The organism is Fibrobacter sp. UWB12 (assembly GCF_900142485.1).
Classification (GTDB): domain Bacteria; phylum Fibrobacterota; class Fibrobacteria; order Fibrobacterales; family Fibrobacteraceae; genus Fibrobacter.
In genome coordinates this window covers 89,006-114,104 of the sequence record NZ_FRAZ01000001.1, presented here as the reverse complement: position 1 = coordinate 114,104, position 25,099 = coordinate 89,006, and the positions used below count along the sequence as shown (strand labels likewise).

19 protein-coding genes and 1 tRNA gene are annotated in these 25,099 nt (G+C 46.1%); 10 read left to right on the top strand and 10 right to left on the bottom strand.

Translation table 11 applies throughout. The features are described 5' to 3' along the window. The first annotated feature begins 6 nt into the window (after nt 1-6). Both BUA34_RS00425 and nudC read left to right on the top strand, forming a co-directional pair. Nucleotides 7-948: a glycosyltransferase gene (locus BUA34_RS00425; protein ID WP_072826783.1), complete on the top strand. Its 942-nt coding sequence runs from the start codon at nt 7-9 to the stop codon at nt 946-948. An 8-nt stretch (nt 949-956) separates the two neighbouring features. Beyond that, nucleotides 957-1,787 (top strand): NAD(+) diphosphatase, encoded by an 831-nt coding sequence (gene nudC, locus BUA34_RS00420; RefSeq protein ID WP_072826782.1) that lies wholly within the window; start codon nt 957-959, stop codon nt 1,785-1,787. Between the two features lie 256 nt (nt 1,788-2,043). Here the strand turns inward: nudC and BUA34_RS00415 are convergent, their stop codons facing one another. Continuing rightward, on the bottom strand, nt 2,044-2,682 hold the full coding sequence (locus BUA34_RS00415) for a hypothetical protein (protein ID WP_072826781.1): 639 nt from the start codon (nt 2,680-2,682) through the stop codon (nt 2,044-2,046). Nucleotides 2,683-2,753: 71 nt separating this feature from the next. Here BUA34_RS00415 and BUA34_RS00410 point away from each other — a divergent pair. The 4 genes from BUA34_RS00410 to BUA34_RS00395 all read left to right on the top strand — a co-directional run bounded on the left by BUA34_RS00410 (nt 2,754) and on the right by BUA34_RS00395 (nt 7,945). After that, nucleotides 2,754-2,826, top strand: a tRNA-Gly gene (locus tag BUA34_RS00410). A 506-nt stretch (nt 2,827-3,332) separates the two neighbouring features. Further along, nucleotides 3,333-4,709 (top strand): MAC/perforin domain-containing protein, encoded by a 1,377-nt coding sequence (locus tag BUA34_RS00405; protein WP_072826780.1) that lies wholly within the window; start codon nt 3,333-3,335, stop codon nt 4,707-4,709. A 100-nt stretch (nt 4,710-4,809) separates the two neighbouring features. Next, entirely contained in the window at nt 4,810-5,820 is a 1,011-nt protein-coding gene (locus BUA34_RS15665; RefSeq protein WP_139255842.1) for a type 1 periplasmic-binding domain-containing protein, read from the top strand. Next, nucleotides 5,807-7,945 (top strand): C13 family peptidase, encoded by a 2,139-nt coding sequence (locus BUA34_RS00395; protein ID WP_072826778.1) that lies wholly within the window; start codon nt 5,807-5,809, stop codon nt 7,943-7,945. The genes BUA34_RS15665 and BUA34_RS00395 overlap by 14 nt, the downstream gene beginning before the upstream one ends. A 24-nt stretch (nt 7,946-7,969) precedes the next feature. On the opposite strand, the gene BUA34_RS00390 is transcribed toward BUA34_RS00395, so the two are convergent. From BUA34_RS00390 to BUA34_RS00370, 5 genes are all read right to left on the bottom strand, one after another. After that, nucleotides 7,970-9,025 carry an HAD-IIA family hydrolase gene (locus BUA34_RS00390; protein WP_072826777.1) on the bottom strand — a complete coding sequence of 352 codons (1,056 nt, stop codon included), beginning with the start codon at nt 9,023-9,025 and terminating at the stop codon, nt 7,970-7,972. A gap of 103 nt (nt 9,026-9,128) precedes the next feature. Next, entirely contained in the window at nt 9,129-9,791 is a 663-nt protein-coding gene (locus BUA34_RS00385) for a hypothetical protein (protein WP_072826776.1), read from the bottom strand. A gap of 157 nt (nt 9,792-9,948) precedes the next feature. Next, nucleotides 9,949-10,857, bottom strand: a complete 909-nt coding sequence (locus tag BUA34_RS00380; RefSeq protein WP_072826775.1) for an aspartoacylase — start codon at nt 10,855-10,857, stop codon at nt 9,949-9,951. 10 nt (nt 10,858-10,867) lie between these two features. Continuing rightward, nucleotides 10,868-13,498, bottom strand: a complete 2,631-nt coding sequence (locus BUA34_RS00375) for an efflux RND transporter permease subunit (RefSeq protein ID WP_072826774.1) — start codon at nt 13,496-13,498, stop codon at nt 10,868-10,870. A 78-nt stretch (nt 13,499-13,576) separates the two neighbouring features. Next, nucleotides 13,577-15,523, bottom strand: a complete 1,947-nt coding sequence (locus BUA34_RS00370) for an LTA synthase family protein (protein ID WP_254794253.1) — start codon at nt 15,521-15,523, stop codon at nt 13,577-13,579. A 168-nt stretch (nt 15,524-15,691) separates the two neighbouring features. On the opposite strand from BUA34_RS00370, the gene BUA34_RS00365 reads away from it, so the two are divergent. Beyond that, nucleotides 15,692-17,971 carry an endo-1,4-beta-xylanase gene (locus tag BUA34_RS00365; RefSeq protein WP_254794252.1) on the top strand — a complete coding sequence of 760 codons (2,280 nt, stop codon included), beginning with the start codon at nt 15,692-15,694 and terminating at the stop codon, nt 17,969-17,971. Between the two features lie 199 nt (nt 17,972-18,170). On the opposite strand, the gene BUA34_RS00360 is transcribed toward BUA34_RS00365, so the two are convergent. Together BUA34_RS00360 and BUA34_RS00355 are read right to left on the bottom strand one after the other, a co-directional pair. Then, entirely contained in the window at nt 18,171-19,175 is a 1,005-nt protein-coding gene (locus BUA34_RS00360; protein ID WP_072826772.1) for a HaeIII family restriction endonuclease, read from the bottom strand. Next, complete coding sequence (locus BUA34_RS00355; protein ID WP_072826771.1) at nt 19,172-20,125, bottom strand: DNA cytosine methyltransferase; 954 nt, start codon at nt 20,123-20,125, stop codon at nt 19,172-19,174. The genes BUA34_RS00360 and BUA34_RS00355 overlap by 4 nt, the downstream gene beginning before the upstream one ends. 767 nt (nt 20,126-20,892) lie before the next feature. On the opposite strand from BUA34_RS00355, the gene BUA34_RS00350 reads away from it, so the two are divergent. Then, nucleotides 20,893-21,108 (top strand): ORF6N domain-containing protein, encoded by a 216-nt coding sequence (locus BUA34_RS00350; protein WP_072826770.1) that lies wholly within the window; start codon nt 20,893-20,895, stop codon nt 21,106-21,108. Nucleotides 21,109-21,142: 34 nt separating this feature from the next. Here the strand turns inward: BUA34_RS00350 and BUA34_RS00345 are convergent, their stop codons facing one another. Further along, a complete protein-coding gene (locus BUA34_RS00345) occupies nt 21,143-21,445 on the bottom strand; it encodes a type II toxin-antitoxin system YafQ family toxin (protein WP_072826769.1) in 303 nt (100 codons plus the stop codon). Then, nucleotides 21,442-21,717: a type II toxin-antitoxin system RelB/DinJ family antitoxin gene (locus BUA34_RS00340; protein WP_072826768.1), complete on the bottom strand. Its 276-nt coding sequence runs from the start codon at nt 21,715-21,717 to the stop codon at nt 21,442-21,444. The genes BUA34_RS00345 and BUA34_RS00340 overlap by 4 nt, the downstream gene beginning before the upstream one ends. Nucleotides 21,718-21,985: 268 nt before the next feature. Here BUA34_RS00340 and BUA34_RS00335 point away from each other — a divergent pair, with 268 nt between their 5' ends. Both BUA34_RS00335 and BUA34_RS00330 read left to right on the top strand, forming a co-directional pair. Next, nucleotides 21,986-22,273 (top strand): hypothetical protein, encoded by a 288-nt coding sequence (locus BUA34_RS00335; protein WP_072827162.1) that lies wholly within the window; start codon nt 21,986-21,988, stop codon nt 22,271-22,273. Nucleotides 22,274-22,458: 185 nt separating this feature from the next. Then, nucleotides 22,459-24,999 (top strand): DNA gyrase/topoisomerase IV subunit A, encoded by a 2,541-nt coding sequence (locus BUA34_RS00330; protein ID WP_072826767.1) that lies wholly within the window; start codon nt 22,459-22,461, stop codon nt 24,997-24,999. Nucleotides 25,000-25,099: the final 100 nt, after the last annotated feature.

Below are 25,099 nucleotides of genomic sequence, written 5' to 3'. Positions count from 1 at the left end.
TAAAGCATGAAAATTTGCATCACACTCGCAACATATAACGGCGAAAAGTATCTTGGCGAAATGCTAGATTCTTTGGTCGCGCAGACGAAACCTGCCGACGTTATCATTGCAGTGGATGATGGTTCCAAAGATTCTACATGCGAAATTTTGGAACGTTACAAGGATAAGCTCCCCCTTGAAATTACAAAGTTCGAAAAGAACAGAGGGCATCGTGCCGCATTCTCGACGGCGTTAGAGAAAGCCACTGCCCTACTCGAAGATGACGATTTAATTTTCCTTGCCGACCAGGATGACCATTGGCTTCCGAATAAATTAGAAGTGATGAGTCAAAAGATTGGCGAGAACTCCATGATTTTTGGCGATGCCGAAATCATCAATGGAGAAGGCAAAGTCACGGATTCGTCTTGGCGAAAGAAAGCTGAAACGGTCGAGCAACTAAGCCAGCAGGCGCTCCTCACCGGATACACGAACGTGACCGGTTGCATGGTTGCTTTCAAGGCGGGGCTATTGAAAACTGCGCTACCGATTCCGCAAGACGTTCCCGTTCACGACCAGTGGATTACGCTTTGCGCAACCGCAGAAAACGGTTACCGCGCCATCGCAGATAAAGTCATCCAATACCGCATTCATGAGAGCAACGCCATCGGCGAAGGCAACAAGACTTGGAGTGAAAAGCTCCAGACGAACTTGCAATGGGCAAAGGCTGTAAGAGGTTCAAGCGTTTTCGAAAAACTGCCAAACGAGAGCCGCCAATTTTTGGTCAAGTTCATTCAGTTCCTGGAATTACGCTTTAGCCATGCGTTTTTATCACCGCTATGGTTTGTGTGGATTGTCCGTAACGCGCGCAACATCTACCCGCAGGTTCATAGCGCCCCCAAAATGATTGCACGAATTCTATTTTCATTCGTAGGCGTCTCGACCGCCAAAAAATTTTTCAATAAGAAATAAAATATCCTATGATTCACGAAATTGCACCGCACAAGTTAGATAACGAATTTAAAGACATTGCACCGAAGCCCACTGATTACTTGATTATTTTCAATGGCGAACAAACGCTTTTCAAGAAGGCAGGCGACAACTTCGACATTCCGCGTGTGAGCGAGTTTCCGCAATGTGAATGTCATTACTTGATTAGCATCGATGGTGATGCTTATTTCTTGTGTAATTCGAACTTGCCTGAAATTCCAGAAGGTTACGAATTCCGTGGCAATCGCACGTTCCGCACGCTTGAAAGCCATTTGGAACGCCTCGGTGGCGCCACGTCGGCACACATTGCCAAATGGGAAAGTTTGAACAAGTTCTGCGGTAAATGCGGATGTCTCATGAAGCGTGGAACCAAAGAACGTTCCATGATTTGCCCCAGCTGCAAGAACACCGTCTATCCCAAGATTTCGCCGGTCGTGATTGTCGCTGTTCACAATGGCAACGAGCTTTTAATGGCTCGCAATTTGGACAATCCGGACAAGACGCGCATGTTCCTCATTTCGGGATTTGTGGAAATTGGCGAATCGCTCGAACAGGCAGTCAAGCGCGAAGTTCTTGAAGAAGCAGGCGTTCGCGTGAAGAATATCAAGTACTTTGGCAGCCAACCGTGGCCGTTCTCGGAATCGCTCATCTCGGGCTACACAGCCGAACTTGATGGCGATTCAACCATTCACATGCAAGAGGCGGAACTCGCTTGCGCCACATGGGTCAAACGCGAGGACATTCCCGAATACGATACGAGCGTGAGCATCAGCAGTTGCTTGATCGAGAATTTCCGCTCGGGATATACGATTAAGGAATAATACAACAGCAAGAAATCACTGGATCCTTCACCCTTACAGGGTTCAGGATGACGAGTACAGAGAAGCGCGGCCGAGAAGCCGCGCATTTTTCTAAAAAGGCGACCCCGCAACAAGTGCGGGGTGACAGACTGAAAAGCCGCGCATTTTCATTAAAAAACATTATGGACTCTATCACCTAACGGTTCCAAAGTGACAAAAGCAATTGACTAAACGTCTCCACAGTCATCCTGGAGCCAAAGGCGATAGGATCTAAGCACTATTCTTTCGCAGGAGCAGTCTTCGCTTTTTTATTGCCTTTCTGAGCCGCTTTTGGCGAAGCTTCGGGCTTGTTCGCAAGAACAACGTATAAAGTATCGTGAATCACGACGGTATCGCGCACGACAAGTGTATCGTGAACAAAGACTGTATCGCGAGAGCAAACAACATTTGCAGCACAGCTAGCGGGAACCGCCGCAGATGAGGAATTCGCGGCCGGCGCAGGAGCAGCCACAGAAGAACTAGACTGCGCCGCACTTGAAAGGGCTGCACTTGATTGCGCAACATTAGCACTCGAAGAAGTTGCAATCGCAGCTGATGATGTAGGTTTTTTCTCAATCACCGTAATCAAAGAATCACGGACATTGCGGAGGCTATCCAGCTGTTTGCGATAACGAGTCTTGTTGCCCGGACGGCGTTCTCTAGAATACTGGACTTCAATCTTATCGATTTGAGATTCGACACCCTTAAGTTCATCATAAACCGGGCCTTCACCTTTGATTGAACCCGTCGGCGTAAAGAAATTTGTGAAGCTATCAAAAAAGCCACGCTTTTCCCCCTCGCTCCATGCAATATTCGTCGATACAAGACAAACGAGCGCCACTACGCCACAAACAGATTTAAACTTAAGATTTTGCATATTCTAATAATAGAAAAAAAGAAGGCATCCCTTTACAAGCCCCCCAATTTTACTAAATTAAGGCTACCCACGCGGGAGTAGCTCAGTTGGTAGAGCGCGACCTTCCCAAGGTCGATGTCGAGGGTTCGAGACCCTTTTCCCGCTCTAAAATAAAAGATCAGGTCGAAGGCCTGGTCTTTTATTTTACTAGTGATATAAGTGGGTCGAGAACCCGAGAAGAGGGGTCGCATAATTTGACTCATGCACGAAGTGCGAAGAGACAAATTTTGCGCTTGACACGAGTGAAGCGAGTGCAAGCCCGAAGGGTTTGACCGCAACCTTGCGCCAGCAAGGAATATTGCGGGCAAACACAAAATTCGACCATGGACGAAGTCCGAAGAGCGAATTTTGGAATTATCGCGCAAGCGATAAGCCCGTTAGGGTGAGGAGCCAGCCGCGAAGCGGTGACTGGCGACGAATCAAACCCTGTTGACGCTCGAAATAAGAGAAACAAGGCGCAACCTCTTTTTTTCCAAAATGCTCCAACTTGGAATATTCAAATTTTGATACAATTTTATTACAATTATTATTGACTTTCTTATCAAAAAAAATATTTTACAATCAGAAAGCGCACAAGCGCCAAAAAACCTTTCTTAAGAAGGAGGGAAATCATGAATTACTCAAAAACTCAGAAATTCTCTGTAGAATTTTCTCTCATATGCGCAATGACCGCAGGTCTTGTCGCATGTTCCGACTCAAGCTCTCCTAGCGGGGGGAACGTGAACTCCATTGCAGTCGAAGTGACAGGCAAGACTGCCGGCGACACATTGGTGTTCGACATGAAGGACAGCACCTACGATTTTAAGATCGTGGCCGACGGCAAATGGAAAATCGAAGACGAAACGAAGTTCATCCAGTCCATTAGCCAGATTTCGGGCGAAGGCGACGCAACCGTCAAAATTCGCTTGGGCTTGAACGATATGGATGATCGTTTTTCAGGAAACCTGCGCTTTGTGTACCCTGAAGACACATCACTAAACAAGACCATTACCATAGTACAGAAGTATAGTGGCGACTATGATGATAATGCAAGCGTGTTGTCGAAATCGAACAAGATCTATGCCGTTGGCTATGGCTACGACGCCCTTACCGGTGCTTATGCCGATTACGGATCACTCAAGGCCGAAATCTTTGACACCAAGACCTTGATCGAAGATGAAGTAATTTCGCAAAGCCCCACCAATGTTAAGGTTGATTTCCTTAGATGGTATGGTTCGGGCTTTTACGAATATGAAGAGTGGTTAGATGAATGGGGCGGTATCAGTTTTGATGCAGGCTGGTTCTCTGGCGAATACGAAACAGCGTTTACTGATTGGACGTATGAAAATGAATTCATTGAACTTGCAGTAGCCTATGTCAATGTTGCCGTAACATCGGTCGACTTTGAAGAAAGCGATTTGGATGACGCCATAACCACCAATATGAAAAAATCTGCCTATAATGCCATTAACGGCATCGACAAGAAATTCCCGAGCGATAATGCCGGTTTCAAGAAATTGATTCAGCGTTACGGAACTCACGTTGTGTTGGGCGCTACGCTAGGAGGCCGTATCCGTCAAGCTATGGCATCCGAACATGCCTACAAATTTGAACTTATTGATTATGTAGAGGCAGAATACGGTAATGCATTTAACGCAGAAGCTTTCGTAGACGAAGATGTATATGAAAGCTACGAAGAAGAATATGACGAACTGAACATCAAGGTGACGGTGTCCGGTGGCGATGCCGATAAGGCGTTGAAGATTACGGATTCCAAAATCTTGAAGAAGGATGATGTGAATGCTTGGAAATCGTCACTCGCCGAAAACGCAACGCTTATCGATTTCTCTGGCAAACGTCTGCTACCGCTCTACGAGCTGATCGACGAAAGTCTCGGTAAAGAAGCTGTGGACCGCAAGAAAAAACTCAAAGACTATATGGATGGCTCCAGCATCTTGTCTGACTTCGGTGTCGTAGCCCCCACTAAGACAGAAAAAAAAGACAGCTAATGTGATTTACTAGAGAATTAACAAACTAGAAAGTTCCCCCGCAAGGGGGAATATTTCTCATTTTAAGACAATGATGGTTAGATTTATTTTTGGATTATTTTTGCTTTTTCTATTCGCTTGTTCCGATAGCGAATCTGTTGGTGTTTCCGAAAAAAATTCGGGAATTGCAAAAATCACGTTGATTGCAAGCATCAACGGTATCGGCGATAACAGTTACAATGACCAGATATTGGCTGGACTTTTTAGGCTCTCCGAAAATCATGGGGTTCCATTTCGCTTGATACAGCCAGAATCCATAGACGAAGCAGACTCTCTTGTAAAATCGTGGCTCAAAAAAAATGCCGATACAGATTCCTCGCTGCTCATATTAGCTTCTTCGGAATACATGGGGTTAGCGCAAAAGCTCGACGCCCACTTTACGGGGGATGGAAACAAAATCTTACTATTTGAAGCCGATTCTGCGAAACTCCCGCAAAACGTCTATTCCTTTTCTATCGACCGCTACGGGGCTAGTTACTTGTCCGGTGCGATTTTAGGCATAAACCCATGTCTCATTTTGGCGGCGGCTCCTGGATTTGCGACCCTCGAAACATCCATAAACGGCTTTAAGAAAGGTTATGAAGCACATAAGACGGTGAAAGATTCGCTACAGCTGATTTATGTGTCTGAAACTGAAAATGACGAAGCGGCTTTTAACAACATCGAATTTGCCTACATGGCGACGTACTCGGTCCTGAATTTTTTTCTAGACGCTGATAGACCTTCAGCCATATTTCCGCTGCTAGGGGGAGCCATCAAGGGGGCGCGCCGTGCAATGATTGATTTACCGAATACGGGTCATTTCATGATTGGAATGGATGTTGACCAGAGCGGGGTTTTGCCCAAGGTGCCTTTTACGCTGACGATTTCCATCAAGGAAATCGTGGTGCGCTATCTGGAAGAATGGCTTTCGGGTAAGGAATGGCCACGTTTCCGTTCTTTGGGCCTGGGGGATGGCGCCACGGCGATTGTATTCAACAAAAATTTTGGCGATACGAAAAACTTTGAAGCCCGCCATGACAAATATTATGATGAAGCTGTTAGCGAGGAGGCTCGCCATGCCAAGAAATAGTCTTCTTTCGTTATTGTTTGTTACATTGCTTTGTCTTTGTGCGTGCTCCGACAATTCTTTCTCGGCCAAGTCCGATGTCAATACGCAAAATTTTAAAGTCGCCGTCATGGCTACGACTTCTGAAATGCCCCGCTGGAAACGCAGTGCCGAGTGGGCTTTGGAAAATATTGAAAAAGCTCAGGCTGGACTTGACCAAAAAGTAAAACTACAGCTGGAATTTAAAAACCAGGATGATGCCGATATCGACTCCTACATGGAAAAGATTGCGCACGACACAGACTATGTGGCCATTGTTGGCCCTACGCAATCAGACAAGGCGTACCGCATGGCGGAACTTTTGAAACAAAGCACAAAACCGATTCTATCACCGAAGTCCTCGAATGTGGAATACCAGCGAACCTTTGCCAATATGCCGAACCTGTGGAACTTAGTCGAAAATGATTTTATGCTGATAGAATCGGCATTCTCGCATTTGGCGAGCTTTTCAATAGGAGCGTTTGCAGAAAAATTAGAGCTTACACTTTTGGCGCCTTCTAGCGAATTGAACGGGAACCTTGTCAGTTCTTATGTGGACTGGCTTGGCTTTATGGCCGAAGAATTTGACTTGAAAATTGATAGGATTTTCCTTTATAATGACGAGACTGAATTGAGAACGCTTGTGCAAAATTATCTGGACCGTAAAAACCAGTACAGCGTTCTGCTGTTTGAGCCTTACAATGACAAAATGGCACTTGCCTTTGATGATGAGCTATATCGACAAGATGTGGTTTCACGCGGAGGAATTCGCGTGATATGTTCCAGCAACTTCGTCTCAGATTCTATCGTGAATAAACTTCACTATGATTTTTACCGTGGCTTTGATTTATATGCAAGGCCCGAATCGGGTTTTGCTCAAGCTTATCATGAACACTTCAACGAAGGAATCCTCAATGGCGAGGCTCATTTCTTTGACGCCCTGTATATCTTAGCATATGCAGCTTCTTATTCCATTTCGTCGGGTCTAGAGTTGAACGAATCCATTAGAGCGGTGCTAGAAGGAAGAGATGGTGTCGGTGGCGATTGGATGGTTGCAGGAATGCAGGAAAACTTCTTGGCGCTGCAAAACGGCCACTTGCCTGATTTAGCGGGTGTGTCAAGTTCATGGACTTTCCAAAATAGGGACAACAGCGTAAGCGGTTCCGTATATCGTGGGTGGAATATTGCTAATCATAAATATGTGACAAATGATTTTACCAGCAACGATAATTCAAAGCATTCGGTGAATCCGCAGGACAATTGGCTGGAAATTTTTAAAGCCAATGTGGATACGAGTTTTTTCAATAATGCGGATACGAATATTTCTTATGCAGATGTTTCAAAACACTGGGCGCTTTTGGTGGCGGCATCTTCTGGCTGGGCAAATTACCGTTTTCAAGCAGACATCTTTGCCTTTTACCAAAAACTCAAAAAAATGGGTTACGATGACGATCACATTATCGTGATTGCCGAAGACGATCTTGTGAATCATGAACAGAACCCCTACCCCGGAGAATTATTTGTCCGCTTAGATGGCGGCAACGTGTATGAGCCCAACGTGATTGATTACAAATTAAGTTCACTTGATCCACAAAAAATGAAGGATGTTCTAACAGGGAAATCAAGCAAAAGTTTACCCAAGGTGATTCAGGCCAAATCAACTGACAATGTTTTTGTATTCTGGAGTGGACACGGAATTCCTGGTTATTTGGAATATGGCAAAAATAAAATCAGTTACGAACAGATTATTTCTCTGATAAAACAGATTCCGCACCGCAAGGTACTAGTTGCCGTAGAAGCCTGCTATAGTGGAGGTCTCGGAGAAACAGCGGAACAAGCAAAGCTCCCTGGTATCATTTTTTTGACTGCGGCATCACCTTATGAAACAAGCAAGGCCGATGAACGAAACGAAGAAATGGGAGTCTACTTGACTAACAGTTTTACTCGTGGCTTTACGGAGCTATTGAATGAAGCGCCCGACGCCTCCTTAAGAGATATGTATATCGAGATTGCAAGTAAGATTTCAGGTTCTCACGTACAACTGTATAACGTAAAAAATTACGGAAACATCTATAAAGAAACGATGGGCGAATTTTTTGTGATAAAATAAATGCGCAAGCTTGGTTCTTTTATTTTACGGTTCCAAATAATAATCAGGCCTGATTCCAAGCGCAGCTTCGTCAGCATCTAATTCTGTTGCAGGCACATTTCGCCCCACAACAAGAGCACTATCAAAGCCCGCAATTTTTGCACCATACACATCTGTTCCAAGCGTATCGCCAATCATCAGCACGCGAGAACCCACCGGAAACGAAGCTTTGACACACTCCCAAATCTGCGGGAATGGCTTGCCCAAATAATAAGTTGCACAACCTTCTCCCCCATTAGCCTCGCACATAGAATCACGACGCAAGCGTTCTGAGAGCGCACCCGAAACAGGCTCGCGAACAGTCACACCATTTTCATCAGGAACTTTCGGAGCCCAAGCATCCGAATTGAGCACTAGCAAAACAGCACCCGGTTTCTGCAAAATCTTGACCGCACGCGCGTACGTCTCAGGCGTATCCTTCGCAGACGAGATTGCCACAATCGGCTCGGCAGGTTCAGCATCCATCGCGACCGCAGTAATACCACAAGCAGCCAAAACATTTTTGCCCGTTTCGCGGCCAATGTAATAGACTTCACGCAATTCAAGCTGTTTCGCAGACCTATATAGCGCGGCAGTACCACTTACGATTCTGTCCACAGTTCCAGCCGCATTTTTCACGATTCCCGAACGCAATTGTTCCACAAGATTCTGCAACAAACTTCCCGACGAAATCGTTTCCTCCGTCGAAAAGTCAAAGCCTCGCTTTTCTGCAGCACGAGCCAAAACACCATCAACATCGGAAGCAGCATTTGTCACTAAGCGGAGAGTTTTACCTGCACGGCGGAGCGACAGAAACCATTCCATTGCACCGGGATAAACAAATCTATCGCGATTGTAGAGAGTGCCATAGCCATCAAAGCAAAAAACGTCGTAATGGTCTAGCAAATCCGCCATGTGAACATGACGTGGTTGAACACTTTCTTTTTCGCGATGAAAAGGCGATCCCGGAACAAGTCCGGGATGACATGTAAGGGAATATGCCGTTTGCGATTCAATAATTTGCTTGTAACGCAGGTAGATTTCTGTTTCTAACAGTTCCATTTAAATTCGCTTTTGACAATCAACTTCGTGAGAATGACGAGTCTTAAACTCTAGATTTGACAGGATCCTTCGCGAAGCTCAGGATGACAAACGCAATAAGCGATTATGCGTCGCTGCGGAGAATGCCGTAGTCGCGGCCTTCCACGGGAATCACGAGTTGCAACTTCGAAAGTGTCTTGATGTGCTTTTCAAAAACGACCTTGAAATCTTCGCCGAGTTCTTCGTCATCGTCATGGTCAAGGTTGTATGCAACATAGCTACCATCTGCGAAAATCGAGATGCAGCAATCCCACGTGATATCGCCTTCCTGCGGTTCTTCGTCATCTTCGCGATCCTTGCTTTCGAGCATCAGAATCGGGCGCGGAGCAGGAATCGGTTCAGCATGGCCGTTTTCAAAGATAAAATAATTGCGGCTAATGAGTTCGTGTTCCAAAGCCATTGTGCTCGGCACGCGCGCAAATTCGCCACGCAAGCGATTGATGTTTCCGAGATCGTCTTCGTATGGATCCTGGAAATCTTCGGGCAAAACAATCTGATAATAATCAAATTGCTTTCCGCTAGCAGCATAATTGTCTTGCCAAGACTGCGGCGGTTCCGGACGCATCGTCAAGAAGTCTTCGAACGCATCGAGAATGTCGTTCAAGCGGGAATCCCAAGGTTTTTCCTTGAGTTCTTGAACAATGTCCATAAAGTTCTTGAGGCTTTCTTCACCCGTCACTTGAGTCAAATCAGCACTCGGCACGCTAGATTCATCGAAGTCTATCATAATGTCATTCCTTTGAACATCAAAGATAATATTTTCCGCATGAAGGGAATGTGCAGTGGAAATGTGGCGACCCCGTCCCCATACGCGGATCATGACCACATAAGAACTAAAGTTCTAAGTGGTCAAAGAGCACAGAGGCCGGGGTGACAAAGCGAACTTACCATTTCTCAACGGTTTTCACGGTGAGGCTCATGGCGATGTCTTTCTCGTAGTACGCGGGTTCGTTGATGAAAATCGGGTAGACGCTACGTCCGTCCGGTTCACCTTCGAACAAAATATCCTTGCCATCGAACGTGCGGAAAAGCTTGTCGCCTTGTCTGAGTTCGCGATAATCGTGACCGTCCAATTCCGGGTGGATCATCGCTTGAATTGCGCCACCGCCTTGCGGCTTCGGATAACCCAAATCGCGTAACTGCGTATAAACTTCGACCTCAATCTGTTCGCGCTTTTGCAATTCACCGCGATTCCATTCTTCGGCAAGTTCCAAATAACGTTTTACGAGCTTTTCAGAGCGTTCAAAAATTTCGGCATTCAACGTTCCATGCTGTTGCGGACCAATTTCAATGCAAACATCCGCTTTCGCGACTGTTCCAAAATACGGCGAAGCGCTACGTTCTTCGGGCTGGTAATAAATCCAGGCATCCTCAAATTCCTGCGTAAGCACTGCCGAAGCCTTCATCGTAAACGGATCGCGGGTCGAAAGAATCAAGCAATAGCCCATGTTCGCGCCCGTATTGTGCACGTCCAAAATCAAGTCCGTGCGCGTGTCCGCACCCTTGGGGCCGTAAAGTCGATTGAGTTCACGTGCTCTGCGAAATTCGTACTGAGAAGGTTCCACAGACATATCCAAACAAGTCTGCGAAAATGCGCGATTCAAATCATGGTCGCGGTAACGGCGATTGAGACGAACCGCTTCCGGATTCGCAAGTACAACATCTACCTTCGCCGATTTACAAATCGTATTGTAACATTCAGGATGAGCGAGCCACTTTTCGACCAAACTCACACCCGTACGTTCGTTGCCATGCGTTCCGCCAGCAACTACAATCGTATTTATCTTACTCATAACTCAGCCATTATTTTTTCTTTTCGTCTTTCTTTTTTAACCAAGAACCGCAAAGGAACATCGAGAACACAACGCTTGTCACAAGGAACATAAAGATGCCCATGCAAGCGAGATGGCCAATGCCCTGCAAACCGCGGTGAGTCGTAAAGAGGAACCCGACAAAGCCTGCAATCGTCGTCATGGAACTTGCCATGACGTTACGGCCCGTCGTATCAAAAAGCTGACGAAGATTCATACCTTCATTGGACTTCGAGCACCAAGAAGTGATAAAGTGAATAGTCGCATCGATGCCAATACCGAGTGTCATCGGAATCACAATCACGTTATAGATGCTGATTTTTCCAAATTCAAAGAAGTACGTCAACGCGCCCAACAGGCCAAGCGTAAGGAGCGCGCCCATGCCAAACGAGATGCCACCCGCCAAGAACATCGACGGTTTGCGGAACGAGACAATTAGCGTAAGGAAAATGACAAGCACAATGACCGAAGCCAAATTAAAGCTATCCGCCTTGACCGACTCGATCACATCCGAGAGGATGAACTGCGACGAGAAAGTGCGCAAGCGTTCGCCATCAAAATTCCAGTTGCCATAGCGTTCCTGGAAGCGGTGCAACGCATGGGCATCCCAGCTCGGGAAGTCGCCGTAAATAAAGCCAATCTTGCCGTATGAGCCATCCTTTTCGCGGAGCAAGTCGAGTGTCCAAGACGGGACATCTTCGGCCGAGAACGGCTTTTCCACTTGAGCCAACTTGCGAAGCGTTTGCACGTTCGTTGAATCTTCGCCTTCGGCCTTGTCAAAGACACGCGCTTCGACTAGGTCGCGAATTTCTTCGATGACTTCAAGGCGCTTTTCCTGTGAATCGGCTGGTGGCACAAAGCTCTTGAGCGTGAGGAAGCTACCAAGCAGAGGATCCTTTTCGTCATGGAGTCGAATCATCAACGTGTCATAAAGTTTGTCAAGCTGTTCTGGCTTAGAACCCATCACCGCCGCAGGCGTAGAGGTCACAGCGCGATTCGTGGCGCGAGTCACCTTGGTCGAAATTTTCTTTTCGGCAGCTGGGATTACCTTATCCGTATGAACACGGCGCAAGTTCTTCAAGTTGTGTTCAAAGTCCACATGCGGAGCAAAATACAATGACACGGCGCCAAGCACAAAGCCAATCAATGCCAAACGCTTGAAAAAACCATAAATTTGCTTTTCGCTCCAAGATTTGGGCAACAGCGAATTGTTCGGAGCAGCAGGGATTCCGCCCATGCATGCCACAAATACCGGCAAAACAAGGACAGACGTCATCATACTGAAAAGGACACCCATCGAAGCTACAATGCCGAATTCATAGAATCCACGGAAATGCGCGACCAAGAGCGTAAGGAACGCGGCAATCGTCGTGAAACTTGCCAAGATGAACGGCTTGAGCATCTTGCGCTGAGTTTCTTCGAGAACTTCTTCCAAAGAACTGTACTTGTTCAAAAGTTTTTGCGCGTTACCCAAAATGTGGATGGAATAGTCAATGCCGATACCTAGAATAATAGAAGCCACGAACACCGTAAACGGATTCAACTTGCCATAGAAAAGAGCGGTAAAAGCAAGCGTCGGGAGGCAAGCGTAAAGCACGGAGCCGGTCACGAGAATCGGGCCCTTCACACTCCTGAAGAAGAACGCGGTCAAGAGGAAAATCAAGACAAGGCTTATGCCAAACGAGAAAATACTGTCGTTTGCGACTTCATCGACTTCCTTCAAGCCTTCGTAAGTACCTTCAACCGTAAATCGCGTAGGCACCGGGTATTGCTTGCCGCGGAAGTAAGCCAAAAGTTCATCGGTCTTTGCCAAAATTTTCGTCACAAATTCATAATCGGTCGACGGCTTGATAAGCTTTGCATTCACCACGGCGTTAAAGAGAATCTTGCCCGTGCTATCCGGCTCCGGAGTACCAATCAAGCGATTTTTCAAGCTATCCGGCAAATACGCCTTCGGGTTCCATTCTTTTTTACCCGTTTCAGATTCTACAGGTTCCTTCTTTTTAAAGAATGCATCGAATGCACTCACCGCTTCTTCGGGAAGACCTAGTTCCATCGGCAAATTCGCATCAAACCAGACACGTTCTTTTTTTGCAGAGGCATCGCCCGATGACGCAGAATCCGCCGGACCATCGCCGAGCAAATCGACTACGAGCGGGCCATTCTTGCGGCCAATTTCGAGCTGCAAATCTTCGAGGTTATCGCGGATGTTTTCAAGGTGCTTGACCGGGAGGTACAAAAGCGCGTTGTCCTTGAAGAACTGGTTATCGTTATCCACCTGCGTGGAAACAAAATCGCCCTGCCAATTTTTGTGGATGTAATTTTGAATCGAGTCCTGCAAAGCGGCGGCAAGTTCAACACTTTCGCTCTGGATGGCAATCATGAAGCGGTCGGTACTGCCGAAACGCTCGTAAGATTCTTCAAGAGCCTTCACGCTCGGGGTATCTTCGGGCAATAGGTGCGAAAGATCCGCATCCAGTTTGAGCCCCGGCTTCACGAGAATCGGGAACGCGAGGAGGAGCGCAAGGAGAATATAAAAAGCTAAGGCCGCATACTTATGACGGCAAATGAGAGGGATATACCACTTGGAAAATTTTTCAGCAAATGATTTTTTCGTATTCATGCGTGAAAATATATTAATATTCCCACGCCACTTAAACTAGGCCGTTCCCAATTTCCGATGAACAGCGAAAAAGAGAGATTAATGGGGCAACATATTGTCGTTGCGCAAAAGGGAACGCAAGACTTTGCTTGCCCCGACGGCATGCGACTTCCACGAAAGCGACAAGGAATCCGAAACATGCTCAAACGAGCCATTTTTTCCCTTGTACACTTCATCGGATTCCAGGCCTCCCGTCAGCACGGAATCGCGGAAACCGAGATAGTAAGCATTTTGGGTATAGAATAGCGCGGGCTGCTCTGCCGGTCGTTTTTCGGTAAGCAAGTCATAACCCCAGAAATGGTTCGGAGCGCGGACTTGTGCCAAATCCAAAATCGTGGGGCCAATATCGAGCTGCGAAGCCACATCTTCGCGAATTTCAAGTCCCTTAAAGAGCGTGGTATCCGGCGAGAAAATTCCCATGAAAATCTGTGCAGCAGAAACTCCAAGCGGTTGCGGCACTTTGTAATCAATGGAATCTACAGGTGTATCATGGTCACCGAGAATCACGACAACCGTACGTTCGAAATCAGGCCTTGCATACAGCGCTTCAAAGAATCGGCCCATTTGTTCATCCGTATAACGTAATGCATTCTTGAAACGCACCATAGCATCTTCGGGTTTTGCAGCGTAACTGTCCGGGTAACCGTAGAACGGAATATGCGTTGCAATTGTATTTGCGGCCAGGAACCAAGCGCTATCGGCAGGCATCGTCTTAAGCAATTCTATTGCAAGGTCCATCCCGAGACTGTCTGACGTTCCCGGAATTTTCGGATCTTCAATAACGCGCCAATTGTCGCCATAAAAACGTTCCACAAAAGGCAATGTATGGTCAAAAACAGGGTTCGAAACCGTCATGTATGCACGATGGTAATTTGTCAGATATTCCTGGAAGCCTTTAAAATGGTTCGATGCATAGAACGCCGGCACGTCGCGATTCGGGTGCGAAGGGAACCCGAGATAGGTCGAAGTTGTCCCGCGCACGGTCGGATAGCTACCGCTATATGCATTCTTGAACCAAAGCCCGCCTACAGAAGATGCCATTTTCCACAAGTTCGGAGCAATCGAGGTATCGCCTTCGAGCATCTGGTTCAGCACTCGGCCCTTGTAAGATTCTCCGAAAATGAAAACAATGTTGTACGATTTTGTAGCCTTGTATTCATGCGTCGGAGCATTGCGGTATCCAGGAAATTCCGCATTTGAACGAGCCCCTGCAAAATCAGCAGGCAAAAAGGCATCGAGGTCATGGACGAGTTCATCCGTAATAGAATAGCCATCGCGCATGAATTCAAACGTTTCAAGCCCTGCAATATGCAGAACCGGGGCAGTCAGCGTGTATTTCCCAAGCGTAAAGCGCCAATCGATTTGAAATGGGAAATTCGTAATGCCACGAGCACCGACAATAAACAAGATCAAAGGAATCACAGAAAGAACAATTCCCGAAGCAAGCATGGTCACAGGGACTTTCTTATCTGAGAGCTTTGCGATACGCTTTTCCATCATGGTCATGCGTCTTTGACGAATCGAATACGTCACGCAAAACGCGATGCCACCTGCCAAAATCAAGAACACAAGACCAACCCAAAGGAACGTTCCTACACCATCGCCCCCAAGCGTCGAAACCGTCGTTGCATCCGTAATATTCGAAAAATGGAAATAGGTGCGAATAAAAGAATACGAAAGGCGCTGGTGATTAAAGCGGAAAATCTCGTAATCTGCAATTGCAAAGAAAAAATAGAGAATGTAAAAAACAGCAAGCGCCCGCGGACTCTTCAAAAACGCGAAGATGGAGGACATCACAAGGATAGCGCCATACGCCATAAAAACTTGCCAAATCGTTTTACCCGCAAACATTTCGGACATCGAAAGGCCTAGCGGATCTGGCAAGGCGTAGAAAAGAACGAGCATCAACGTTTGCAGCAAGAACGCCACAGACGTAATCAAGATAAACGGATTTTTAAAGAGCTGTTTGATAATAGTACCTAGCAAAAATTAAACCAAAACGAAATATACAAAAGTTCGCTAGAACACATAACTTATTAGGGCCATAGATGTTTTGTCAATGGATGTTTTTAGTCCAAGAAGGACATTCCTACTTTTTCGAGGTATTTTATTATTACGTGCTATAACCTAAAAAAAACTGGGGTCGCAATGAGTATGTTTTCAAAAATATTTAAGGCCTTGACATTTGTCCTTGCGTCATCAACTTTTTCGTTTGCGGCCTTGGCCGACAGCGCGTCCAAGTTTTTGGGCAACATTCCCGTTTTTGGCGAAATCCCCGAAGATTTTGGCACCTACTGGAACCAGATTACTGCCGAGAACGGGTGCGTTTGGGGCTATGTCGAAAAAACACGTGGTGAATACGATTGGACCGGTTGCGACCTCGCCTATAATTGGGCAAGAAAGAACAAGGCTATTTTCTCGTTTCACACCCTGTTGTGGGGTTCGCAAAAGCCGCAGTGGTTGGGAAAGACTCTCGACGCTAGCGAAACAAAAAAGGCTTGGACTGATTGGATTGATGCGGTTAAAGAACGTTATCCCGACCTCGAAATGATTGAAGTGGTAAACGAAGCCGTCAAAATCAACAACAACAACTATCACTCTGGATATACCAACAGCAATCTGGTTGAAGCCCTTGGCGGCGATAGCGGAAACTACGAATTCGTGGTCACGGCTTTTAAAATGGCACGTGAACGCTGGCCCAAAGCCATCCTAATTTACAATGACTACAATACAATCCAATGGAATAAGGAGCTAGCCATAGACCTTGTTAAGAAAATCAAGGCCCAGGGTGCGCCGATTGATGCCTTTGGAATGCAGTTTCACGAAACAACCACACAAGGGAGCGGCAAACGCAAGTGCTTGCATTTCTCCGTCCTCAAACGCGCACTTAACGATGCACACGAACAAACAGGCCTTCCCATATACATTACACAATACGATGTCGGAGACAAGGACGATAATCTTCAGAAAAAGTGCTACATAGAGCATATTCCGCTCTTGATGGAAACAGAATACGTGAAGGGCATTACCCTTTGGGGCTACATTTACGGCAAAACTTGGTTGGAGGAGGGTAATTCCGGCCTTATTAAAAACGGCGTTGACCGCCCGGCAATGACTTGGCTCAAGGAATATTTCAAGGATTCGAGAGTTCGTCGCTATATGCTAGGCCTTGCCAACGGTGCAGAAAAACGTCTAGGTAATGTCATTGTCGATGGTCAATCCATTCCCGAAGATTATGAGGACTACTGGAATGAAATTACAACGGATAACGCGTGCACATGGATTGCCGTCGAAAAGGAACGCGGCAATTACGATTTTTCTAAATGCGACGCCGTTCATCAGTGGACTGTTTTAAATCGATGGGATACTCGCATGCCCTTCAAGTTTCGCAATCTGCTGAAAGGGACGCATTTGCCACATTGGCTGAATGGGCTCGACGTGAACGAAACCAAGGAAGCCATTACGGCTTGGTTTGACGCCGTTGCCAAGCATTATCCCGAAATTTACCAGATTGAAGTTGTCGATGGAGCCGTCCGTAATAGCACAGGTCACTATCATTCCGGATTTGATGCCTACAACAACGTAATCGAGGCTCTCGGCGGCGATGATGGCGACTACAAGTTTGTGGCCACGGCCTTCAATATGGCTCGTAAACGCTGGCCTTACGCTAAATTGATTTACAACGATTATGACGAAATGCGTTGGGAAAACGATCCGACGGTTAATCTCATTCTGAAACTTCAAGAACAAAATGCGGCTATCGATGCATTTGGATTGCAGGCAGCAAACTGGATGATCCAAGGTTCAGGCCCTGAGATAAAGTGCATTGCCGGGAGTACAATACGGGACGGCATTCAAAAAATTTACGACAAGATAAAGATTCCCTTGTTCATTACAGAATACAGCATCGGTACGGATGATGACAACCTTCAGAAAGCTTGCTTTGCAGAACATATTCCCGTTTTCATGGAATCGGAATATGTTGCGGGAGTCACTCTCTGGGGCTACATTTACGGGGAAACGCCGCGAATGAGCCCCACAAATACAGGCCTCATCAAAAATGGAAATAATCGCCCCGCTATGGACTGGCTTGAACAATATTTCATTAAGCACTGGGCAGACAGCAAGAACATGTGGCCCCTGGGCATTCCGACACACCCGCTGGATTCGTTGGATTCAATCGCTTTGGAAAAACCGGAAGGCATTGGCGATAATGGCAGAAATTTCGGCAGCAAGCTTCGCCTAGAGCAGAACACGCTCCAGAATTACGATGTGTTTGACGTGCAAGGCGTACGCTTGGGAAGGCTTTCGGCATACGGCTTTAGCGATGCCGCTGTAATGCTCAAGTCTGCCGGCACCGTAAAAACCTCGGGCATCTACTTCTTGCGGAACCGCACCACAGGCAAGATGAAGAGCGTTAGGGTTGCGAGATAGAAAGGCGGATCTTTGATTGTTTTACGCAGTGCACGGAAAAAATTTTCTACACACTTTAGACCATTCTTTTATCTGATTGACCTCGCAAGTTCACTTTGCACGACGGAATTGTTTGCATAACGTCAATTTTTTAAGTTCATTTTCGTTTAAATTTGCACAAAGTTCTTCTTCATCAACACGAGAAAGAATGAGAGATATTTTAAGTTCTCGTCTTGGTCGCTTTATCGGTATACCAAAGTTCGACCTGAGCATAATTGTTGCTAGGACAAGCGATAAGATTTACATCAAATTTCAACGACGGTTCCAATTCATCTTTTGCACTATGGATTCTCATTGAAAAAGCCCAACCTTCATCCAACAAAACTTCTATAGTAGTTTTAGAACCTTGTTTAAACCCTATTTCCAAAAATTTTGTTGGCATTTTTGTTCTTGGAATAGAAATTCTTGCTTTCATATTTTTAGCTTTTCTATTAAGTGACCCATTTATGTTGATAGCTTCTATTCTTGTTGACTCATTTTTTTCATCCATTATTACTTTATAAAAATCTTTGGTTCCTATAAGATAAGATGCAAAATTTTCAGGGGCATTTTCATTAACGGCCGCAATAGTCCTTAATTCGGACATAAAAGCCTCAAGAATAGGGACATAAACGGATTCTGCCTTATTCGGTAAATCATTCCATGTGGCAATCTTTCCATTTGCTCGTGCTTCAAGTCGTTTACTTTCCAATTCTTCAAAAATCGGTCGAACTTTTGAAAAATAATTTTCAGAACAATGAACTCCCATCCACTCATATCCAAAGTCTATTGTCGACGAGAGCCTAGAATGTTTTACGGCATGATGATTATGCTTACACGAAATGCCCATTTCCCAATGATCAACCATATTCCTAACGCACAAAACGTCTCTGACATCACCACGTTTTCCATTATCATCCGTTTGAATTTTCAAAAGAAGAGCTCCAAAATTTCCAGAATTTTCAAGCATTGGTTCCATGGCACGCAATTTGTAAACGGCAGAAAAGGCTCCTATATACATTTTATCTCTTGTTTCTTGAGGTAAAACATCATAAGAAGATTTTGCAGTACGGTAAGCAGCATCTTCATCAACTTCAACAAGTTGACCGGAAGACAAGACATCTTGTAAAGCTTTCAAACATGCGTATTCAAACGCTTTGCCGTTTTTCGTTTGAATTCCGCTCATTTCATTCCCTTTTTTTCAAGGTACGGACGAATAAACGATGCAACGAATTTTGCCAATTTCACAGGAACCGCATTTCCAATTTGTTTATATTTTGCAGTAAGATCTCCGCAAAAATCCATTTCCCTCGGAAACGTTTGAATGGCGGCGGCTTCTTTGTAACTCAGTCGACGAGTTTTCTTTTCGTTGCCAAATTTCCACAAATCTTTGTCCTGCTTTTCCATATTTGGAGAACTCGGATGAAGTGCAACTTGCTTCGCCATAGCAGGAATCGTAAAAGAAACTTCATCCCAACCTCGTTTTCTATTTCTCGACATGAAACGAGATGAATATGGAGCATCGCAAATCTCTTCCTTCTTTGCCATAGGAAAATCACCTATCGCTTCCCTTAATGTTTGCGATTCTCCATTGGTTTCTGGTAAAGAAAAATTTTTTATTTTCAAATCCTTCCTAAATCCAGTTATAATTACCCTTTCACGATCTTGCGGAACTCCAAAATTTTTTGCATTCACCAATTTGTAAAAAACGTCATACCCACATTTTCCGAAATCAGCAACAATTGCTTTTATGATTTCACCATTCCCCATCGTTAGAAGACCTTTTACATTCTCCCCAACGAAAGCCAACGGTTGGTTTTGCTTCACCAGCTTCACATAATGTTTATAAAGAACATTTCTAGAGTCATCGATTTTTCGTGGACCACTAAGACTAAATCCCTGGCAAGGGAATCCACCCAGAATAATATCTGTCAAAGGAATTTTTGACATATCAACTTTTGAAATGTCTCCACAAACAACTTCCGCTTCACTATTCCATTTTTTGTATGTTTCACATGCGTTTGGTTCGAAATCGTTCGCCCAAATAATTTTGAAACCGGCCTCTTCAAAGCCAATGTCCAATCCGCCTGCTCCACAAAATAGACTTGCTGCGGTAAAAACTTTCTTGCCAGCCATGTCTCTCGTACCTCGTGTTGAAGGTGAACGAGTTCACCCTCAGTCGGGAGCAAGAAACCTAGATGTCAAGACAATCAAAGAAAACGCCCGCAAACGTACGTGTAGATACACGCACGAATTTCCCGGGCATCAAGTGGATACAGCACGCCCAAGGTACAACATTACCTATGCGACCATAGGTCAACGAACGTTTGTCTTATTCTATGTCCAGAAATTGTCGAAGTTTCAGCAGCGAACAAGAGCAAACTCAAACAAGAGCCGTTCTTGTTGCGAAACTTCCGCACATTATAAATAAAAGGGCGTGAAGTTGATGCGCTTACCCACTGAGGCCTTCGACTGCCTGGACAAATAAACGCAAACAACCCACGCCCCGTAAGGTCGCATTGCGCACAGGCAGATTTACTAAAAAATCTATGTAGCAAAACGAAGCGACTAGACATTGCCTAGTAGCTAGCGTGAGCGTTGCCTTATTCCCAGTCCTTGAAATTGTCGAAGTTTCAGTGAGGAACAAGAGCAAAACTCTATTTGCCTTGAAATATAGATTATTCCGCTGTCAAAAGGAGACGCCAAACCCGAAAGGCATGAAAAAAGCGTAAAAACGTAGATTTCAACCGTCTGCGGGGGTCGATTTTATTCAAAAAACCGTAAAATGCAAAAAAAAACGCTATTTCCCAAAAATCGTCATATTATGACAATCATGAAATGTATCTTTGCATTAAGAACACTTTACCCCGCCTTTTTTGCTTGTAGGCGGATTGGAGTAGAAGATGAATGAAAAAGAGGTTACCGTCCCGAACCTGTTGGAAGAATCGGGCGTCGAAAAGATGATTCTGATCATTCGCTACAAGCATGAGTTGCTAGACCGCGATTTGGCGGTGCTTTATGGGGTAAATCAGGCCGTCAAGCGAAGTATGGAAATGCTTTCTGCAGTTTTGCGTACCCAAACGGCACCGATTATCGCAGTCATAAAAACCTCCAAATAAAGTATAATGAAATTTCAGGAGAAGCGCCTGAAATCTATTTCTTGTAGAGGTCAGAATGCGTCCCGGTATCTACCAACTCAAGAATCAAAATGTTTTCTTCGATTTTGTAGATGAGCAAAAGATCCGGTAGAACATGGCATTCTCTGTGGCCAATCCAATTCCCTACTAATGCATGATCCTTAAATCGTGCGTCAAGAGATTCACCTTTTTGCAACAAATTCACAACATCTCTGATTTTTCTAACGTTGTCCAAGTTTCTTTTGGCAATTAGTTTAAGATGTTTCTTGAAGCGGTTTGTAATCCGTAAATTATACTTGAACCCGTCTTTAGTACTCATACCTTTATATCCAACTCATCAAGCAATTCATCAAACGACGCATACGTCTTGGCGTTAGGATCGTGAGCGAGTTCTTCGCCTTCCTTTATTGCTTCGAGGAGTTCTTTGGACGGAGGTCTAGTAACAGCAAACGGCAAGCCGTGGTGCAAAATGGCCTGTTTCAGAAAAACGGTAAACGCCTGGGAAAGAGTCAGTCCCAAGTCATTGAAGAGTTCTGTTGCCTGAGCCTTAAGCTCTTTGTCAATTCGAATATTTGTTACCACGGTGCTCATACTCCTAAATATACCACAAAAAGTTGCGTTTGTAAAGTGGTTGTAGTATTTATGTTTCAAATCCATCGATTTAGTCATTTTTCCAATTCCTCGAATTTTATCAAATATAAAACAAGAATGGGCTCTAGCGTGCAGTCAGTTGGTTGCAAAATTTCTCTATCGCTATACGGGGGGCGTTCCCGAAAATCTTGAATATGTTTACATTTTCAAGATGAAAAATTATATTATGGACAAAACTTGCAAAACAAAGGTTGAAAGAGGAATAACAATGCAGTATGTATATGTCAAAGATGCCGAAGGTTATGTTTTCAAGAAGCTGAAGTCTGAAGTTTGCATGGGCGAAAAAATCATCTCGGAAAAGGCTTACCTAAAAGCATCGGGACTCGCCTATTACGAAAAAGAATTTGGCCATGGTGGAGCAAGGGAAAATGCCGGACGAAAGCCAAAATATTCCCAGCCCTTAAAAATCCAGATGCGGGTCACGAAAGAAGAAAAAGATTTTATCTCTTACGCACGCAAAAATGGCTTGATTCTCGCTAATTTAATGAAAGTTTAAGAGAATTTGCGTTAGGGATGGAAGCCCGCAAGGGTTAGGACTCGCGTAGCGAGGCTTAACGAACAGCGAGCAAGCGAGCTGATAGCGCGACAGCCCGACCCGGCGTAAGCCGGGGAACGCCCTATTTTTGCACTAATGAGCACTAGAATTTTTCTTCGCGGAAAAATTTTACTACATTTCGAGCCATGAATCAAGAAACACCCGATACTACTCTAGGTTTATCTAACGTCAACCACCTAGAACGACTTTATGACGGCTGGTTCCTCGATTACGCCAGCTATGTGATTTTGGACCGTGCGGTCCCGTATTTTGAAGATGGGCTGAAGCCTGTCCAGCGCCGTATTTTGCATTCCATGTTCGAAAACCACGACGGACGCTACCAGAAGGTAGCGACGATTGTCGGTCGAACAATGGCTTACCACCCACATGGTGACGCCTCCATCGGCGATGCTCTTGTGGGCCTCGGTCAGAAGAATTTGCTCATCGACACCCAGGGTAACTGGGGCAACCCCTACACGGGCGACCGCGCTGCAGCTCCCCGTTATATCGAAGGCCGCCTCACGCCGTTCGCTGTCGATGTCGTGTTCAACCCCGAAACGACGGAATGGATCCCGAGTTACGATGGCCGTAGCGAAGAACCGGTCACGCTCCCGGTCAAGTTCCCGCTGCTTTTGGCTCAGGGAGTCGATGGTATCGCCGTCGGTCTCTCGACTTCCATCCTCCCCCACAACTTCCGCGAACTCTGCGAGGCTAGCATCGCCTGCCTGCGCGGCAAGAAGTTTACGCTTTACCCGGACTTTTTCACGGGTGGCATCATCGACGTCACGGACTACAACGACGGTCAACGCGGGGGCAAGGTCAAGGTCCGCGCGAAGATCGAGAAGGTCGACAACAAGACGCTCGCGATTCGCGAAATCCCGTACGGCACCACGACCGTGAGCTTGATTGAAAGCATTGTCAAGGCTAACGACAAGGGCAAAATCAAGATCAAGCACGTGGACGACAACACGAGCCAGGGCGTCGAAATTCTCGTGCACTTGCAGCCGGGGACAGACCCGCAGGTGGCCATCGATGCGCTCTACGCCTTTACGGACTGCGAAAAGTCGCTCTCTCCGTGCACTTGCGTCATTATCGACAAGCACCCGAAATTTGTCGGTGTTTCTGACATCTTGAAGCTCAACACGGAACACACCGTGAAGCTTTTGGAATGGGAACTCGCCAACGAGCTCAAGCACCTCGAAGACAAGTGGCACATGACCACGCTCGAAAAAATCTTTATCGAGAAGGAAGTCTACGAGGTCATCAAGAAGGCCAAGGACCGTGAACAAATTATCAATCTCGTCCGTGAAGGGCTCACGCCTTACCTCAAGCGTCTGCACCGCAAAGAGGTTACAGACGAAGAAATCGGCAAGCTCATTGAAATTCCGATCCGCCGTATAAGCCATTACGATCGCGAAAAGGCCGACCAGCTTTTGAAGGAACTGGAAGAGAGCATTGCAACTTGCAAGTACAACCAGGAACACATTATCGATTACGCCGTGAACCACTTCAAGAACATCTTGAAGAAGTACGGCGAAGGCAAGGAACGCCGTACGCAGATTGCCGAATTCGGTAAGGTGAACGCCGTACACGTGGCTCTTGCAAACCAGAAGCTTTACGTGAACCGCAAGGAAGGTTTCGTGGGCACGGGCATGAAGAAGGAAGAATACCTCTTCGACGTGTCGGAATACGATGACTTGATCGTGTTCAAGGCTGACGGCAGCTTCAAGGTCGTGAAGGTCAGCGACAAGGACTTTGTCGGTAAGGACATCATTCTCGTCGAAAAGTTCAACAAGGACGACGAGCGCCATATCTATAACGTTATCCACCAGGATGGCAAGGACGGCTACGCTTACATCAAGCGCTTCAACGTCGGCGGCGTGACTCGCGACAAGGATTACTACATGGGCAAGAACAAGCCCGGTAGCAAGATTCTTTACATGTCGAGCAACATGAACGGCGAAGCCGAAGTGGTCGAAGTTATCTTGAAGCCGCGTCCGCGCATCAAGCTGAACTTTGAAGTGGACTTCAGCGAAGTCGAAGTCAAGGGCCGTGGCGCCATTGGCAATATCGTTTCGAAGTATCCAGTCAAGACGGTCAAGAGACTCCGCAAGGGCGTTTCGACACTTGGTGCAAGAGTGCTTTACTTCGATGCTCCGAGCGGTATCGTCTCGACGCAGAAGAAGGGCGATTGCCTCGGTGAATTCGGCGAAAACGACAAGCTCTTGATTATCAAGCAAGACGGTAGCGCCCGCGTCCACAACATGGCAGACCCGATTCTCGTCGGTTCGAACATCAAGTACCTGCACAAGTACGACCCCGCACAGGTCTTTACGGTGCTCTACTTCGAAGGCTCGAATTTCAACTACATGGTCAAGCGTTTCAACCTCGAAGGCTGCCCCATGACGACGGAATTCAGCGTTGTTTCCGACCACAAGGACACGAAGCTCATCGAGTTCTTTGCAACAGAAGACGCACGCGAACTGATGGAATACCAGGTCGGTCGCGAAGTCCAGAAGGAAGAACTCGACTTGACGGAAATTGCGGAAGTCAAGGGCTACAAGGCTCTCGGAAGCAAGTTCACCGCCAAGAAGATCAAGCGCGTGAGCCGCATTTCGCCGGCAGACCCGTTTAGCGACGGCAGCGGTGAAAGCGAAGGTTCTAGCGAAGATCCGAGCTTGTTCTAAGCTTGATGGATTGCCACGCCCCTACGGGGCTCGCAATGACGAAATTAATAAGTTATGCCCCGCAGAAGCGGGGCATTTCTTTTCTTAAAACATGATGGTG

Bases quoted from the DNA above. Each gene is read 5' to 3' on its own strand.
- BUA34_RS00425 (WP_072826783.1), top strand. From the start codon at position 7: ATGAAAATTTGCATCACACTCGCAACATATAACGGCGAAAAGTATCTT.
- nudC (WP_072826782.1), top strand. From the start codon at position 957: ATGATTCACGAAATTGCACCGCACAAGTTAGATAACGAATTTAAAGAC.
- BUA34_RS00415 (WP_072826781.1), bottom strand. From the start codon at position 2,682: ATGCAAAATCTTAAGTTTAAATCTGTTTGTGGCGTAGTGGCGCTCGTT.
- BUA34_RS00405 (WP_072826780.1), top strand. From the start codon at position 3,333: ATGAATTACTCAAAAACTCAGAAATTCTCTGTAGAATTTTCTCTCATA.
- BUA34_RS00395 (WP_072826778.1), top strand. From the start codon at position 5,807: ATGCCAAGAAATAGTCTTCTTTCGTTATTGTTTGTTACATTGCTTTGT.
- BUA34_RS00390 (WP_072826777.1), bottom strand. From the start codon at position 9,025: ATGGAACTGTTAGAAACAGAAATCTACCTGCGTTACAAGCAAATTATT.
- BUA34_RS00385 (WP_072826776.1), bottom strand. From the start codon at position 9,791: ATGATAGACTTCGATGAATCTAGCGTGCCGAGTGCTGATTTGACTCAA.
- BUA34_RS00380 (WP_072826775.1), bottom strand. From the start codon at position 10,857: ATGAGTAAGATAAATACGATTGTAGTTGCTGGCGGAACGCATGGCAAC.
- BUA34_RS00375 (WP_072826774.1), bottom strand. From the start codon at position 13,498: ATGAATACGAAAAAATCATTTGCTGAAAAATTTTCCAAGTGGTATATC.
- BUA34_RS00365 (WP_254794252.1), top strand. From the start codon at position 15,692: ATGTTTTCAAAAATATTTAAGGCCTTGACATTTGTCCTTGCGTCATCA.
- BUA34_RS00360 (WP_072826772.1), bottom strand. From the start codon at position 19,175: ATGAGCGGAATTCAAACGAAAAACGGCAAAGCGTTTGAATACGCATGT.
- BUA34_RS00355 (WP_072826771.1), bottom strand. From the start codon at position 20,125: ATGGCTGGCAAGAAAGTTTTTACCGCAGCAAGTCTATTTTGTGGAGCA.
- BUA34_RS00350 (WP_072826770.1), top strand. From the start codon at position 20,893: ATGAATGAAAAAGAGGTTACCGTCCCGAACCTGTTGGAAGAATCGGGC.
- BUA34_RS00345 (WP_072826769.1), bottom strand. From the start codon at position 21,445: ATGAGTACTAAAGACGGGTTCAAGTATAATTTACGGATTACAAACCGC.
- BUA34_RS00340 (WP_072826768.1), bottom strand. From the start codon at position 21,717: ATGAGCACCGTGGTAACAAATATTCGAATTGACAAAGAGCTTAAGGCT.
- BUA34_RS00335 (WP_072827162.1), top strand. From the start codon at position 21,986: ATGCAGTATGTATATGTCAAAGATGCCGAAGGTTATGTTTTCAAGAAG.
- BUA34_RS00330 (WP_072826767.1), top strand. From the start codon at position 22,459: ATGAATCAAGAAACACCCGATACTACTCTAGGTTTATCTAACGTCAAC.